Annotated in this window: 10 protein-coding genes and 3 pseudogenes; 6 read left to right on the top strand and 7 right to left on the bottom strand. The window is 63.3% G+C overall.

All coding sequences use genetic code 11. The features are described from left to right. Positions 1-49: 49 nt before the first annotated feature. From JG746_RS31135 to JG746_RS31110, 6 genes and pseudogenes are all read left to right on the top strand, one after another. Positions 50-1,015 (top strand): polyprenyl synthetase family protein, encoded by a 966-nt coding sequence (locus tag JG746_RS31135; protein WP_202327574.1) that lies wholly within the window; start codon positions 50-52, stop codon positions 1,013-1,015. A gap of 310 nt (positions 1,016-1,325) precedes the next feature. Further along, on the top strand, positions 1,326-2,876 hold the full coding sequence (locus JG746_RS31130; protein WP_202323970.1) for a hypothetical protein: 1,551 nt from the start codon (positions 1,326-1,328) through the stop codon (positions 2,874-2,876). Continuing rightward, a complete protein-coding gene (locus JG746_RS31125) occupies positions 2,873-3,775 on the top strand; it encodes a terpene synthase family protein (protein ID WP_010913997.1) in 903 nt (300 codons plus the stop codon). The genes JG746_RS31130 and JG746_RS31125 overlap by 4 nt, the downstream gene beginning before the upstream one ends. An 84-nt stretch (positions 3,776-3,859) precedes the next feature. Further along, positions 3,860-4,915: a type 2 isopentenyl-diphosphate Delta-isomerase gene (gene fni / locus JG746_RS31120; protein WP_010913998.1), complete on the top strand. Its 1,056-nt coding sequence runs from the start codon at positions 3,860-3,862 to the stop codon at positions 4,913-4,915. A gap of 405 nt (positions 4,916-5,320) precedes the next feature. Then, positions 5,321-6,973, top strand: a complete 1,653-nt coding sequence (locus tag JG746_RS31115) for an MFS transporter (RefSeq protein WP_096453949.1) — start codon at positions 5,321-5,323, stop codon at positions 6,971-6,973. A 356-nt stretch (positions 6,974-7,329) separates the two neighbouring features. Continuing rightward, positions 7,330-7,533, top strand: a pseudogene (locus JG746_RS31110) (cold-shock protein); the annotation flags it as partial. A 1,460-nt stretch (positions 7,534-8,993) separates the two neighbouring features. On the opposite strand, the gene JG746_RS31105 reads toward JG746_RS31110, so the two are convergent. The 7 genes and pseudogenes from JG746_RS31105 to JG746_RS31075 form a co-directional block, all read right to left on the bottom strand. Then, a complete protein-coding gene (locus tag JG746_RS31105; protein ID WP_244672974.1) occupies positions 8,994-9,848 on the bottom strand; it encodes a tyrosine-type recombinase/integrase in 855 nt (284 codons plus the stop codon). After that, positions 9,845-10,000, bottom strand: a pseudogene (locus JG746_RS31100) (tyrosine-type recombinase/integrase); the annotation flags it as partial. The pseudogene JG746_RS31100 and the gene JG746_RS31105, both read right to left, overlap by 4 nt. Before the next feature lie 29 nt (positions 10,001-10,029). Further along, on the bottom strand, positions 10,030-10,917 hold the full coding sequence (locus JG746_RS31095; RefSeq protein ID WP_069093303.1) for a dihydrodipicolinate synthase family protein: 888 nt from the start codon (positions 10,915-10,917) through the stop codon (positions 10,030-10,032). A gap of 18 nt (positions 10,918-10,935) precedes the next feature. Further along, a complete protein-coding gene (locus JG746_RS31090) occupies positions 10,936-11,574 on the bottom strand; it encodes a LysE family translocator (RefSeq protein ID WP_010914002.1) in 639 nt (212 codons plus the stop codon). An 84-nt stretch (positions 11,575-11,658) separates the two neighbouring features. Further along, complete coding sequence (locus tag JG746_RS31085; RefSeq protein WP_096453950.1) at positions 11,659-12,348, bottom strand: B3/B4 domain-containing protein; 690 nt, start codon at positions 12,346-12,348, stop codon at positions 11,659-11,661. Positions 12,349-12,648: 300 nt separating this feature from the next. Beyond that, positions 12,649-13,581 (bottom strand): annotated as a pseudogene (locus tag JG746_RS31080) (IS630 family transposase). A gap of 167 nt (positions 13,582-13,748) precedes the next feature. Next, the gene (locus JG746_RS31075; RefSeq protein ID WP_202323969.1) at positions 13,749-15,095 is read right to left on the bottom strand and encodes an IS701 family transposase; all 1,347 of its coding nucleotides are present in this window, start codon (positions 15,093-15,095) and stop codon (positions 13,749-13,751) included. Positions 15,096-15,141: the final 46 nt, after the last annotated feature.

The following is a 15,141-nucleotide window of genomic DNA, read 5'->3' as shown; positions in this document are numbered from 1 at the left end:
CGGCTCGGACGCTCGCCGTGGCCGTGCCAGATACAAGGACATGAACGACATGCAGACCGATTCCACGCTACACGACGACGCGCAGGCGCGCGGCGCATCCGGCAGGCTGCCGTCGGAGATCTGGATGCAGGACGGCGCAAGGCGGGTCGAACAGGCGCTGGCGCGTCTTCTCTGCGCCGAAGACGACGGTGAGACCGAGCTGATGGCGGCGATGCGCTACGCCACCTTGCATGGCGGAAAGCGCACCCGCGCCTTGCTCTGTCTGGCTACCGGCGCACTGGCCGACACGCCGGCGCCCATGCTCGACGATGTCGGCGCCGCCATCGAGATGATGCACGCCTGTACCCTGGTCCACGACGACCTGCCCGCAATGGACGATGACGTGCTTCGCCGCGGCCTTCCGACCGTGCACGTCAAGTTCGGCGAAGCCACTGCGATCCTGGTCGGCGATGCGCTGCAGGCGCACGCCTTCCTGACCCTGGCGAGCCTGGATGCGCCGAGCGACAACCGTATCGCGCTCGTGCGCGAACTGGCGCAGGCGGTGTCCGCCGAGGGTGCCGCAGGCGGGCAGGCCATGGATCTGTCGCTGGTAGGAAAGCACGTCGAGCTGGACAGGATCGTGGCGATGCACCGGATGAAGAGCGGAGCACTAGTGCGCGCGTCCGTTCGCATGGGCGCGCTATGCGCCATCGCGGAGGATGCCGCCCACGCTGCGCTGTACTGTGCGCTCGATCGCTACTCCGCCTGTTTCGGCCTGGCGTTGCAGGTGGTCGACGACATTCTCGACGCGACAGCGGATACCGCGACGTTGGGCAAGACCCCCGGCAAGGACGCGGCGGCGCAGAAGCCGACCTGTGCGTCGATCATGGGGCTGCAGGCAGCGCGCCAGTTGGCGCTGGATCTGTTGCGCGACGCCGGGGAGGCCATCCCCCCGCTGGGAACGCGTGCGGAACGGTTGGCGCAGATGCTGCAACGGGCCAACGCGTATCTGTTCAAGCACGCGCCATGCGCATGAGCGCGCCCGTCCGCATGGAGTCGCCCCTGTGCCGCTGCGATCGATCGGCCGGCGTGAGCGGTGCATGCTGCACTGTGTCCAAGTCGGCGGCGGCGATCGCAGCGGTTGCCCAGCACAGCCGCGGCTCACGCGGCGCGCTGCGCGCAAGCCTATGCGGCGGACCGGCCCCAGCATGGGGCGCGTCGCCGCGCCGGAGCAGGGCGGCCGTCCGGCGCTGCCCGTGCGCCGGGCCGCGACGGGCCTGCGGCGACGTGCGCGGCGTCTGCCCGATCCAGGTTCCCGTCAACTGTCTGCAGAAGGAACATACCGCGTGAACGCGCTGTCCGAACAGATCCTTTCCGAATTGCGCCACCTGCTGATCGAGATGAGCGACGGCGGCAGCGTCGGTCCGTCCGTCTACGACACGGCGCGAGCTCTGCAGTTCCACGGCAACGTCACCGATCGGCAGGACGCATACGCGTGGCTCATCGCGCAACAACAGGCCGATGGCGGATGGGGAAGCGCGGACTTCCCGCTGTTCCGCCATGCGCCCACCTGGGCGACGTTGCTGACATTGCAGCGTGCCGATCCTCTTCCCGGCGCGGCCGACGCAGTCCAGGCTGCAACCCGGTTCCTCGAGCGCCAGCCCGATCCCTACGCGCATTCGGTGCCGGAGGACGCGCCGATCGGCGCGGAGCTGATCCTGCCGCAGTTGTGCGGCGAGGCCGCATCCTTGCTGGGCGGCGTGGGGTTTCCGCGCCACCCGGCGCTGTTGCCGTTGCGGCAGGCGTGCCTTGTCAAGTTGGGGGCGGTGGCGACGTTGCCGAGCGGCCATCCGTTGCTGCACTCCTGGGAAGCCTGGGGAACGTCGCCGACCACCGCATGCCCCGACGACGACGGCAGCATTGGCATCAGTCCGGCGGCCACCGCCGCGTGGCGTGCGCACGCCGTAACACATGGGAGCACGCCGCAGGTCGGGCGCACCGACGCGTATCTGCAGGCGGCATCGCGGGCGACGCGCAGCGGCATCGAAGGTGTCGTTCCCAACGTCTGGCCGATCAATGTGTTCGAGCCATGCTGGTCGCTGTACACCCTGCATCTGGCCGGGCTGTTCGCGCATCCCGCGTTCGCCGATGCCGTGCGCGTGATCGTCGCGCAGCTCGACGCCCGCATGGGCGTGCGCGGTCTGGGCCCGGCCTTGCACTTCGCAGCCGATGCCGACGACACCTCCGTTGCGTTGTGCGTCCTGCGCCTTGCAGGTCGCGACCCGCCGGTCGATGCGCTGCGCGATTTCGAAATCGGCGAGCTATTCGTCACCTTCCCCGGCGAGCGCAATGCCTCGGTGTCGACCAACATCCATGCCCTGCATGCGTTGCGACTGTTGGGAAAGCCCGCCGCCGGCACCAGCCACTACGTCGAGGCCAATCGCAACCCGCACGGTCTATGGGACAACGAAAAATGGCACGTTTCGTGGCTGTATCCCACCGCGCATGCGGTCGCTGCGCTGGCGCAAGGCAAGCCCCAGTGGCGCGACGAGCGCGCGCTGGCGGCGCTGCTGCAGGCGCAGCGCGATGACGGCGGCTGGGGCGCCGGTCGCGCGTCCTCATTTGAGGAAACCGCCTATGCGCTGTTCGCGTTGCACGTCATGGACGGGAGCGAAGAGCCGACAGGGCGCCGGCGCATCGCGCAGGCGGTGGCGCGTGCGCTGGAGTGGATGCTCGCTCGCCATGTGGCGCATGCATTGCCGCAGACGGCGCTGTGGATCGGCAAGGAACTGTATTGCCCCACCCGGGTCGTGCGGGTGGCCGAACTCGCCGGGTTGTGGCTGGCGCTTCGTTGGGGGCGGCGCGTCCTGGCCGAGGGAGCAGGAGCGGCGCCATGATCCAGACCGAACGCGCGCTGCAGCAGGTGCTGGAGTGGGGGCGTTCCCTGACAGGGTTCGCCGACGAGCATGCCGTGGAAGCGGTCAGGGGCGGCCAGTACATCCTGCAGCGCATCCACCCGAGCCTGCGCGACACCTGCGCCCGCACTGGCCGCGATCCGCAGGCCGAAACGCTGATCGTGGCGTTCTATCGCGAACTGGCGCTGCTGTTCTGGCTCGACGATTGCAACGACCTTGGCCTGATCGCGCCGGAGGAGCTCGCCGCGGTGGAGCAGGCGCTGGGGCAGGGCGTGCCGTGCGCGCTCCCCGGATTCGAGGGCTGCGCTGCTCTGCGCGCTTCGCTGGCCGCGCTCGCCTACGATCGTCGCGACTATGCTCGGCTGCTCGACGACACTCGGTGCTACTGCGCGGCGCTGCGCGCCGGACACGCGCAGGCGGTAGGGGCGGAACGCTGGTCCTACGCCGAGTACCTGCACAACGGCATCGATTCGATCGCCTACACGAACGTGTTCTGTTGCCTGTCGTTGCTGTGGGGGCTGGACATGGCGACCTTGCGCGCGCGTCCGGCGTTTCGCCAGGTCCTGCGGCTCATCTCCGCGATAGGGCGCCTGCAGAACGATCTGCATGGACGCGACAAGGACAGGTCGGCGGGCGAGGCCGACAACGCGGCGATCCTGCTGCGGCAGCGCTATCCGGCTATGCCTGTGGTGGAGTTCCTCAACGACGAGTTGGCCGGCCATACGCGCATGCTACACCGGGTGATGGCGGAAGAACGCTTTCCCGCGCCGTGGGGAGCGTTGATCGAGGCCATGGCGGCCATCCGCGCGCAGTACTACCAGACCTCGACCAGCCGCTACCCCAGCGACGCTGCGGGGGGAGGCCAGCGTGCGCCCGCCTGAACGGCGGGATGCGGCTGCGTGCGCGCGCTGCCGTCGGTCCGATCCGATGCAACGCCGTCCCCCGATGCGACGGATGGAGCGAGCATGAGCGATAGCGACAACATCCCGAGCCGGCGCAAGGACGACCATCTGGACATCGTGCTGGATCGGCGAACGGCGCCGGCCACGGTCGCCGCCGGCTGGGAGTACATCCGTTTCGAACACTGCGCATTGCCCGAGTTGGACCTGACGCAGATCGACCTGCGCGCCTCGCTGCTGGGCAAGACCATGCGCGCGCCGCTGCTGATCAGCTCCATGACCGGCGGCGTGCTACGCGCCGAGGCCATCAACCGGCATCTGAGCGAGGCAGCACAAGCCTTGGGGATCGCCATGTGCGTCGGTTCGCAGCGCGTGAGCCTGCAATCCCGCAACTCCCAGGGGCTGACGCGCGCGCTGCGCCGCATGGCCCCAGACATTCCCTTGCTGGCTAATATCGGCGCCGCGCAACTGCGCGAGGCCGACGGCCTGGACCTGGCGTGCCGGGCGGTGGATGCGCTGGAGGCCGATGGACTCATCGTCCATCTCAATGCGCTGCAGGAAGCGGTACAGCCGGAGGGCGACCGCGACTGGCGCGGCGTCCTGGCGCAGATCGCTCGCGCCGCGCGCAGCGTGGACGTGCCGATTGTGGCCAAGGAAGTGGGGTCGGGCCTGTCCGCCTCGGTGGCCTGCGCGCTCGTCAAGGCGGGCGTGGCGGTCATCGATGTCGCCGGCGCCGGCGGCACCAGTTGGGCCGCGGTGGAGGGCGAGCGCGCCCGCGATGCCGCCGACCGTGCAGTGGCGATGGCGTTCGCCGACTGGGGGATTCCGACCCCGGCCAGCGTGCAGGCGGTACGTCGGGCGCTGCCAACTGTGAAGCTGATCGCGTCGGGCGGGATCCGCGACGGCGTCGACGTGGCCAAGGCCATCCGCCTGGGCGCGGACATCGCCGGGCAGGCGGCCGGCGTGCTGCGCGCGGCGACGGTGTCCACCGAGGCGGTTGTCGCGCATTTCGAGATCGTCATCCGCCAGTTGGCCGTTGCCTGCTTCTGCACCGGCTCGGCTGATCTGGCGGCGTTGCGTCAGGCGCGGTTGTTGCCCTCGGCGCATCTGCCCGCCGGTTGATGCCGGCGTCGCCCGCACGTGGCGGCGGGCGCCTAGCAGGCTGCTGAATACCTACGCCAAAGATGACTACTGATCCACCTTGGCGAGGCGGTTCAATGCGCGGGAGCTCGTGATCACCAGAAGGGAAGTCGATGCCCAGGACGTGGCTTGGTTGGAGACGCTAAGGAACGTCAAACTGACGATTCTTGTAACGTGGTCGGGGATCGAGAGCGACAGGATCGAACCGGTCTCGTCCCGCATAGCGGAACGATAGCTCCACCGGAAGCATTCGGTTCTGCCACAGCATCGGCCAGGCAAAAATAACTTGCGTTGCGCAGATAAAATGCCCTGATCCTGCCATTCCTCCATGGGCACGTGGGCGGGGAGAAATCTCATACAACTGGCAGCGAAGGGAGGCTCGGCCCAATGAGCGGGGTGGCGCGTGAAGAAGTTAATCCGGTGTCATCGGCAACGTTCGCGCCGCTCGAGAATTCAACTTTCCGTCCGATCTGGATTGCCACACAGGTATCCAGTCTAGGGTGGCTGATTCAAATGGTTGCCATCAGTTGGCTGATGGCGACCATTTCGACATCGGATGTGATGGTCGCCTTGGTGCAGGCTTCGACAACCTTGCCCACATTCCTCCTGTCAATTATCGCCGGCGCCCTAGCGGACAATTACAGCCGCCGCAATCTCATGTTCGCTGGCTGGTGCGTGATAGCATCGTCCTCGACGATGCTGACTGTTCTTGCAGGTCTCGGAATTTTCAATCCATGGATGGTTCTTGCATTCAGCTGTTTGGCCGGAGTAGGCGCCGCTTTCACCGACCCCGCCTGGCACGCGTCGGTTGGCGATATCCTGCGAAAGCGCGATGTTCCGGCCGCCGTCACGCTTATTTCGGTCGGATATAACGCCGTCCGAAGCATCGGTCCCGCTCTCGGTGGAGTCGTCGTTGCTTCCTTTGGCCCTTTGACGGCTTTCGCAGTGGCGACGCTTACATATCTGATGCTGCTGTGGACCATAGGGCGCTGCAAATGGCAAGTTCGCCCGTCACCGCTGCCGAGTGAACCATTGACCACGGCGATCCATGACGGAGCGCGCTTCACTGCCCTGTCATCCGAAATCAAGGCAGCAATTGCCCGCGGTGCCCTCTTTGGGCTGACGAGCATCTCTATACTAGCGCTCTTGCCTCTCGTCGCCCGCGATCAGCTGGGGGGAGGGCCAGTCGTTTACGGCATCCTGATGGCCGGCTTCGGGACCGGCGCCTTGTTCGCCGGCATCTGCAACAACATTCTGAGACGGAGGCTGTCCCAGGAACGTTTGACGACACTGTCGTGCATCGCCTGTGCGGCTTGTTGTCTATCGCTTGCTTTCACCCCCTCGGTGGCGGTGGCGGCTATCGCGCTGGCGCTCGGCGGCGCGGGCTGGGTCGTGACCTGGACCGGGCTGGACGTAAGCGTCCAGTTGGCGAGTCCAAGGTGGGTCGTTGGTCGCACGCTCTCGATCTATTACGCCCTTTCATCCGGCGGCATCGCGGCTGGCAGCTGGCTGTGGGGTACGGTGGCCGAGAGCTATTCGCTGAGCTCGGCTCTGGAGCTTTCAGGTGGCGCGCTGCTGCTGGTCGCTGGCACCGGCTTCCTGCTGCCCATCCGTCAATGGAAAGATTCCGATCAGGCTCCTCTTGGCTTCGAAACGCCTCAGGTTGCCCTGGATTTGAAGCCCCGAAGCGGGCCGATCGTCGCCAAGATCGAATATTCAATACCCGAAGCAAATGTCGAAGCGTTCCTGGAGCAGATGCGGGAACGGCGGCGAGTACAAAGCGGCGTTGGTGCGCGACACTGGAATCTCCAGCGCGACCTCCAGCAGCCTTCGCGTTGGACAGAAACCTTCCGCACCCCGACCTGGATGGACTACCTTCGCCTGAACCACCGCCTTACGGCAGCCGACAAGGAGTTGGACCAGCGTCTCCTCGCATTGCACCTGGGAGAGCTTCCTCCTCGAACCACGCTTGCGATCGAGCGGCCGACTGGAGCTGGCCGCAAGCGGGACCAATCGATGCGGTTCTTTTTCCGGCGTTGACATCCGTCCAGGCGTCCGCGCTGGTGAGACAGGATGGGTTGGAAACGAGCCACCGCTCTCACCATCCGTTTTGCAGATCGGCTTCGATCCATTCGAGTGGTTGCCGAGCCGGCATACTGGGCGGCTCAGACGTATCCTTGTCGGAGAGATTCCTCGGCACTCGAGCGTCTTGCAGCGCGTTGCGCTCAAGCTCACCGGCACCTGTTCGGTGCGTTCCCAAACAGAGCAATGGCTTTTCGCGCCGCAACCCCGAGGTGGGTAATTCTGGTTTTTGCTGGGTTTAACTCTACGAAATATGAACAGGATCGGCTTCACGGCCCGTCTGGTTCGCACTGGCCACAGAGGAATACACAGATATGGCGACCGGAACAGTGAAGTGGTTCAACAGCACCAAAGGTTTTGGCTTAATCCAGCCCGATGACGGCGGTCAGGACGTTTTCGCCCATACTCCAGCTGTAGAACGGGCTGGACTTTCAAACCTCGTTGATGGGCAGAAGATCAAGTACGAGATCGAGCAGGACCGCCGTAGCGGCAAGTCCTCCGCAGGTAGTCTCAGCAAGGGTAGGCTGATTTTCTCGTCGGACCCGCAGAGCGCGAAGGATAAGTCAAGCCGAAGGTACCATCGTCATTCGCGGGGCGTATCGCGACGGACTCTCTTTTACGAGACGATCCTGATGCGTCACGCAAACGGTGAATCACGAACGCTCTCGCCGCAAACCCCTTCCGCCCGGAAATCTGCCCCGGTTACGGCTCTCGGCGTATCCCAGAGTTGGGAGAAGCTTCTGCCAGACTACAACTGTAACCTCATATCGGTTTAGCAGGTCAAGCGTCGGTGGTACCCTGATTGGGTAACTTAACGACTTTGGAGGCCGAGCAATGGATCGCGATAACAAACGGGCACGCGCAGCTGCAAGTTCATCCCAAGACGTGGGGAATCGCAGTACCCTCCGTGACCTTCCATACGGACCATTGACCGATGTTGCAGAACGGCTGGTAAGCGCTAAACCCGCGCGATACAGCGCGAAATCTTGGGACCTTCAAAGAACTCGGGAGGCGAGAGCGCATAGCCGTTCGGGGCACTCGAACCGAGCCAGAAACTGACCTCGCGAAGTTTGAAACGCGGACCAATCAGCTTGGACGATCAGCCGTCGATCTGGGAGATAAATTGACTGCCGGGTTGGGACACACCTCGGATGAAGTAGCATTGGAGCAATTCAGAGCAGTCAGTAATGTGTCTCATTACCTTCGGCCAGAGACACAAGATAGTATTGTTAATCGCATTGGCAACATGGATCCACCTTCGCAAGCTATCGGAGCGCTTTACGCTGCGCAAAACTTCAGCAAGTTTAACGCTGAAAATAAAGCTCGCATTTTTGATCAGGCCGCTGAATTGGCTACCGATCCGGATGGCCACGTCAGGTCGACAGCATCCAATGCTATGTACGCGATGTATCACCAGTTAGATCCAAATCAACAGGGCCAAGCTCACTCAATTCCCGGCATGCAAGACATCTTGCCGCAGATGCCTCCTCCGCGGCATGCAGCAGAGGAACGCAGTGCGGATCTGGACGCCCACATAGCAGGTATTGGGGCTGCAGTCCGTGATACAGTTGGCCCGCAAACCTCCCACGAACAGCTGCAGCGGGGTGGTCAAGTCGGCCGGGACACAAGCCACTCCTACAATCACGCCCGAGAGGATCTAATGGAGGCTAGGAGAAGCAGAGATCGCACCGGCCGTTGAGGTCTCGGCCATGGCAGTAACGCTTCCTCTCCCGAATTCCGTTCACGGCCTTGCTGTTTCCAATTCCCTGGCCGTCGACGTAGCTGCTTAGTGAAACTTTCAAAATCCACGTCTGCCGGGTGGCGCGATGCAAGCATCGCACCACCCGCTGCGGCATCGATCTGTCGAGCGTCGGCATCGCGACCTCGGTTCGGTGTCTGAAGCAAGCGCAGCATCAGCACGGCTAATTCGGCCATGGAACAATGTCTTCTACAAAAACGACGTCCCCCAACATAGCCATTAGCATCGCGTGCTCACTCGCCTTGGGGTTCTGTGCGGCAAGTCTGTACGCAACCTTCCGCCACGGGGGTAGCGGCGAGGCTCTGATGGCGTTTGATGTCCGTGCCTTTTGGTTTGAGACGCCCTTCTATTTGGGTATTTGTTCAGCAGCGCCTGCACGCCGTCGGCGCTCAGCTTGCCGCCGTGCGTGTTCGGAAAGAGAGCCGTTGCGCCCCGCTTCCTGGGCTCGTTGAGCCAGCCCCGAAGGGCTTGCTGTGCAACCTTGGTGAGCGGCGTACTTCGCTCCTTGCGGCCCTTGCCAACGCATCGCACGTGGGCACCGTGCCCCAGCATCACCGAGTCCCGGTCGAGATCGATGATCTCCGAGACCCGCAACCCCGTTTGCGCGGCCAGCAACAGCAGAGTGTGATCACGCCGTCCCAGCCATGTGCTGCGATCCGGACAGGCCAGGATCGCTTCAATCTCGGGCCTGGTGAGAAACTGAAGCTGTCGCTTGTCGCATCGCTTGCTCGGGATCGCGAGCACGCGTTGAATCTGGGCGCTATGGGCCGGCTCCTCGAACGACGCATATCTGAAGAAAGACCGAATGGCCGTGAGGCGGAGGTTCCGGGTCCTCACTGAGGCGGATCGCAGTGTCTCAAGGTCCTCCAGGAATGCACCGATGAAAGGCGCGTCCAAATCCCGCAGTGTCAACTGCGACGGAGACCTGCCAAGGCGTGTCTGCGCGAATGCAAACAGGAGCCGGAAGGTGTCGCGATAGGAGGCGATGGTGTTGGAGCTTACGCCTCGATGTCGCATGAGCCGATCGGTGAACCACCGCTCGATCAGCACGGCCAGATCGTTCGAGGCACTCATGAGCGAACCTCCCACCGCTCATCCAGCAGTCGCGCGGCATGGGTCATTAGCTCCGGCGCGGCGGATAGATACCAGTAGGTGTCGCGAACATTGGCGTGGCCGAGAAAGGTCGAGAGGACCGGCAGTTCCCGCTCGACATCTTCGCCCGCACGCAGTTGCACTGGGCATGCCCTGTGCTCGGCTATTCGAGCTTCTCCAATGCCTGCCTAATGTCATCTCCGGCGTCCTCCGGCAACGGCAAAATAGGGCGCGGTGGCTGGACGTGCGCCAGACCGAGGTAGTCGGCGATGACGAACATAACGCGGAAGCTGCCGTAGTGTTTGAACAAGGTCCAGAGCGGCCCGAAAGCGCGGTTCAACCGAGTGGACTCCACCGCGTCGCCGGACTGCGCTGCACGCGTCAGCGCAAGCGCCGGGACCGGCAGCAGACCTGCCGCAACGCTGTACCAGGTGTCACATCCGGCAAGCAGGGCATCCGCCGCGCCCCAATCGCCGCTGTATCCGATTGTGAACGTGTCAGGCGTCATCGACCGCAAACGTGCCAGTTCCCCCGCATAATCGTCATTCGCCGCCAGAGGCATTTTCACCGCGACGATGTTGGACACCTCTGACAGCCGGGCGATCAATGCGTCGCTGAATGTGAAGCGCGTGGTGCTTGGATTGTTATATATGCACAAAGGCAATTCCCCCGCCTCGGCCACCGCGACGAAGTGCTGGAAGACTTCGTCCTCGTTCAGGGGAACGTAGGACATCGGTGCCAGGAGCAGGCCGTCAGCTCCAGCGGATTTGGCATCGCGCGCCAGAGCCTGAGCTTCATCGGTACGCAATGCACCCACACCCACGACAAGAGGCGTTTTGCCGCCGATGCATTCCACGGCAGCCTGAACGGCACGCTTGCGTTCTTCCCTGGTGAGGTAAGCATAACCGCCCGTGCTCCCCAGAAGGCCGATGGAGTCCGCTCCGGCGCGTTGAATACGCTCGAGAAAACGAGCCAGACCCTCGGTGTCGACATGCCCTTCCGCATCGGTTGGCGTAAGGGGGAACGCCGACAGGCCGCGAAACAAAGTCATCATCCATTCCTTTCGAAACTACATACGGGAAAGCAGCATACGCAGCCCGGCGAACGCGAAGAACATCGCCAACAGACTTTCGATCCAGCGGCGGCAGCGGCGATATAGAGCCACCATAGGCGGTGTGGAGAAGACAATGGCGTAGCCGCAGAATATCGTGACACTTAGGATGGCGCAGCCACCCAATATCGCTGCGATGCTTTGCCACGATGAATTCGGACCGATCCCCAGCGTGACGAGCGCGATCCATGCCAGCACGGATTTTGGGTTCGCCAAATGCATCAAGAGGCCCTTCCTATAGAGCTCACCCCGCGAAAGAGCGACTTGGTCGGTCGATGCGCGCACCGCCAGCTTCTCGTTCGACGTAAGCGCCGACCGTCCCGCCCTGAAGGCGAGGAATAGCAGGTAAAGCCCCCCGAAAACCTGCAGAACGAGCAGTGCCTGGGCGTACCTGGCCAACAGGGCGGAGATGCCGGTGGAGGCCATAAAACCCCAAAAGATCGAGCCGCTGACGACGCCGGAGGCGAGCATGAGCGCAGCACCTCTGCCGCGCGCCATCGCAACCCCCATAATGCGCATGTTGCTCGGGCCGGGGCTCCCCGCGGCAATGACATATGCAGCAAAGACGATGAGCAACTGATGGAGATCGACATTCATTCTCTCAGCCCTTGATAATCTCGATCGGATCGATCGCGCCGGATGCCCCGGGCGGCCATGGATCCACTCGCTCGACCGGAAACCTCATCCGGCGATGGCAATTTCTTGGCTCGCGATTTTGCAGCCAGGCATCAAGGCATTCAGCCCTCCGACCATGGCATCCGTCGCCTCTGCCAATGCATCGTCCGGCATGGTCTCCAACGCCTCCAGTACGAACCACATCCGGCCTGTTAGGGTCTTCAGGCGGGTTCGAGTGCCCTGTCGCCAGTTCCAGCGTCGGCAGGTGACGCCAATGTCGTCGCGCCAGATGACCTCACCGGGCAAGGGAGGATCGTTGACCGCCTCTCCATTCACCATGGTGTCGAACGTCTCACTCCCGTCAGCGATCGTCAGGTGGGGTCTTCCGACATAGGCGTCAAAATTCTCTCCACCCACCGGGACTGCGTATTTCAGGCTGATGGCGTTGTAGAGATCGACGATCGGGTTGATCGTCGAAAGAGTGCCGTCTTTCAGAACCCGCTTTCTGAGGGCCTGGGCTGAGCACGGCGTACGGTTAGGCTTCGCGCCAAAGACGGCGTAGGCGTCGGACCAACTCGCCAGATGAGCTTCTGCCCAAGCCGGGCCATCCGCCAACGCGCAATCGCAGGCTTCACCAAGCAATCGGGGATCGAAACGTCCTTCTTCAGCTGAAGTGGCATCGACGTAGACGCTCACGGCTCTAAATCCCGATGCAATACTCTTAATTCGAGCGTCGATGATGGGACCCTCAAACATCCAGGCAACTCCATCAGTTCGAGCGCAAGCAATCCATGACCGGCGCGACCAGTCACGATCGCTTCCCTGACTGCAAGCCAATATTGCAGTTCACTGGTCCAAACTAAACTGCCACTTTTGGAGATTTTAATTGGTCCAGTATGAGGAGGGTTCTCGCAGCACGGGAGCGACGCGTCGGATTTATCAATCCCTGATCAAGCAGATCCAGGCCGGAGCGTACGGGTGTCGGTGACGCCACCCAGTTCTCCGCAAGCAAGCGGCCCACAAGTTCCCCATGATCCGGTCATGCTGTTGTGAACCCTAGAGCGGGATGATTTTAGGTTGAACAAATCCGGCGTTTTCGAAGTAGTTGTTGCATTCGGTTGCGGTGAGGCCATCGAGGATTTCGCCGATCGCGCTGCAGACAGTATCGACGGTTCGGCGCGCCGCCTTTCTGAGCCAGTGCTTGAGCTTGGCAAAGCTTGCTCGATCGGGTTCAGATCGGGCGAATATTTCGGCAGGAGCAGGAGTCTGGCACCGACGCCGCGAATGGCGCGGCGCATTGCCTTGCCCTTGTGCGAGCCGAGATTGTCCATGATCACGATGTCACCGGGTTTAAGGGTCGGAACCAGAACCTGCTCGACATAGAGCCGGAACCGCTCGCCGTTGATCGGTCCGTCGATCAGCCATGGCGCGTCCAGGCGATCATGGCGCAGTGCCGCCAGGAGTCATGGTCTGCCAGTGGCCGTGCGGGACCTCGGCATAGAGCCGCTCCCCGACCGGCGCCCAGCCGCGCAACGGCGCCGATGAACACCAAGCGTGAAGGATCGATCGCTGCGCGATACTTCAACCATTGCTGACGCCGGCGCGCGATGTCGGGACGCCTCTGTTCGGCCGCGACCAGCGTCTTTTTTTATAACTAAGCTTCTCCTCGCGAACGAAGGCCCAGACCGAGCGATAGTCCACCTTCAGGCCGCGTTCGGCCAGTTCCGCGACCAGCCCACGCAAGGTGAAGGCCTCATTGCGGCAGCGCTCAACCAACCAGTCGCGGTGGGCGCCGCGGATCTTCTTGGGCTTGTGTCCACCGATCTGGCCGGGGCTGACGCTGCCTGTTTCTCGAAAGCGCCCCACCCATCTGATTACCGAGCTGATGCCGACATCATAACGCGCCGCTGCTTGCCGGCGCGAAAGCCCCTCCTGCTCAACCGAAGCGACAACCCGGTCCCGAAGATCGTTTGAATATGGCTTGCCCATCCATGCCGGCCTCCTTCTCCCAGCCAGCATCTTGAATCTGATTTGCAGACCCTTGGGAATCCCCTTCGATTCAATCCAAATTCATCCCGCTCTAGTACTACTGTGTCATAAAACTATGTTGGCAGCATGGACATCGTGGCAGACGCCGCGCCAAGGCGTGGGCGAGTCTAACCCTGACGGTGGCGATTGAATTGCTGACGTGGCGTTCGGGACGGAGCGGCGGCGCCGCGGGGTCGATAATCTTCGGGTAGCGCAGGTGCCTTGAGGAGCGGCGCTGAGCGTGGGGCTGAGGGGGGAATCAGACTCCGTTCGGAGACTAGGAATCCGTAAGCGGCGATCGCGAGCGTGGCGTGGTGATGGAAGCCGCGCCAACCTCGGCCCTCATAATGGCCAAGGCCGATCTCCTGCTTGAGTTCCTGATAATCCCGTTCGATCCGCCATCTCAGCTTGGCCTGGTCGACGAGGCCGGCGAGTTCGGTATCTTCCGGCAAGGTCGAGAGCCAATACTTGGTCGGCTCGACCTCGCCCTGCGGCCACTCGATCAGGAACCATTCCTCAGCTCGTGGCGCGGAGCGCCAGTAGTCGCGATGGGCTGGGCGGACGCGGACGGCGGCAAAGCGCGAGGCGAGCGGCGCCTTGGAGCCCTCGCGCCAGGTGACGCGGCACCAGGCGCCCTCGGGCAGCGCTTGCGCCAGGTCCTTGGCCGAAACGGGCGCGTGGTCGGCCTGGCGTCGGACGAGCGAAGGTGGGCGGCCGCGGCCGCTCCATGGCTTGGGCGGCAGCGGTTGCGTGTCCGGCGGCCACAGACGGATCGAGGACTGGACACCGACGACATAGGTCAAGCCCATCTCCGTCAGCCCGGTGCGCAAGGAGCTGTCGTTGCCATAACCGGCATCGGCCAGCACCACGCCCGGCGAGACGCCGGCCGCCAGCGCCGCCCGGATCTGCGCGAGTGCGATTTCGGGCTTGGTGCGGAAGATGACATCCTCCGGCACACCTGCCTTGGCGCGCCGGTCAGGGTCGTTGGCCCAGCCTTCCGGCAGATAGAGCTGATAGGCGACCGGCAGGCTCGCCTGTTCGGTGGCAACCGACAGACTGACCGCGACCTGGCAGTTGTCCTGCTTGCCGATCTGGCCGCAGTACTGCCGCGCCACACCCACCGAATGCTTGCCTTTCTTGGGAAAGCCGGTGTCGTCGACGATCCAGGCGCGGATCGGCCCCTGACCCTCAAGTGCCGGCAGAACCTGCGCCCGCACGACGCCAAGCACGGCATCATCCGACCAGTCCGCTTTCGCCACGAAGTGATGCAGAGACTGGTGCGCCGCCTGAACACGCCCAGGCTCCACCCGTGCCGCCATCGGCTCGACGCTCTTGCGCTCGCCTGGCAAAAGCAGCCCGGTGCAATAGGCCTTCAGCGGCGCCACCCGGTCAGCATGACCCAATGCCGAGGCGAGCGTCTCGACATAGGCCGCAAAACGCGATTCACTCGTTTCGATTCCGTCTCGGAGATTCATCGCTCCCTCCATTTGAAGCTTGAATCGCCATTCTCGCAATCAATCG

It is taken from the genome of Mesorhizobium sp. 113-3-3 (assembly GCF_016756495.1).
Classification (GTDB): domain Bacteria; phylum Pseudomonadota; class Alphaproteobacteria; order Rhizobiales; family Rhizobiaceae; genus Mesorhizobium.
Note: the sequence above shows the minus strand (reverse complement) of the source record. Positions and strands in the feature narration are given on the sequence as shown.

Coding starts and splice junctions, on each gene's coding strand:
- JG746_RS31135 (WP_202327574.1), top strand. CDS start 50: ATGCAGACCGATTCCACGCTACACGACGACGCGCAGGCGCGCGGCGCA.
- JG746_RS31125 (WP_010913997.1), top strand. CDS start 2,873: ATGATCCAGACCGAACGCGCGCTGCAGCAGGTGCTGGAGTGGGGGCGT.
- fni (WP_010913998.1), top strand. CDS start 3,860: ATGAGCGATAGCGACAACATCCCGAGCCGGCGCAAGGACGACCATCTG.
- JG746_RS31115 (WP_096453949.1), top strand. CDS start 5,321: ATGAGCGGGGTGGCGCGTGAAGAAGTTAATCCGGTGTCATCGGCAACG.
- JG746_RS31105 (WP_244672974.1), bottom strand. CDS start 9,848: ATGAGTGCCTCGAACGATCTGGCCGTGCTGATCGAGCGGTGGTTCACC.
- JG746_RS31095 (WP_069093303.1), bottom strand. CDS start 10,917: ATGACTTTGTTTCGCGGCCTGTCGGCGTTCCCCCTTACGCCAACCGAT.
- JG746_RS31090 (WP_010914002.1), bottom strand. CDS start 11,574: ATGAATGTCGATCTCCATCAGTTGCTCATCGTCTTTGCTGCATATGTC.
- JG746_RS31085 (WP_096453950.1), bottom strand. CDS start 12,348: ATGTTTGAGGGTCCCATCATCGACGCTCGAATTAAGAGTATTGCATCG.
- JG746_RS31075 (WP_202323969.1), bottom strand. CDS start 15,095: ATGAATCTCCGAGACGGAATCGAAACGAGTGAATCGCGTTTTGCGGCC.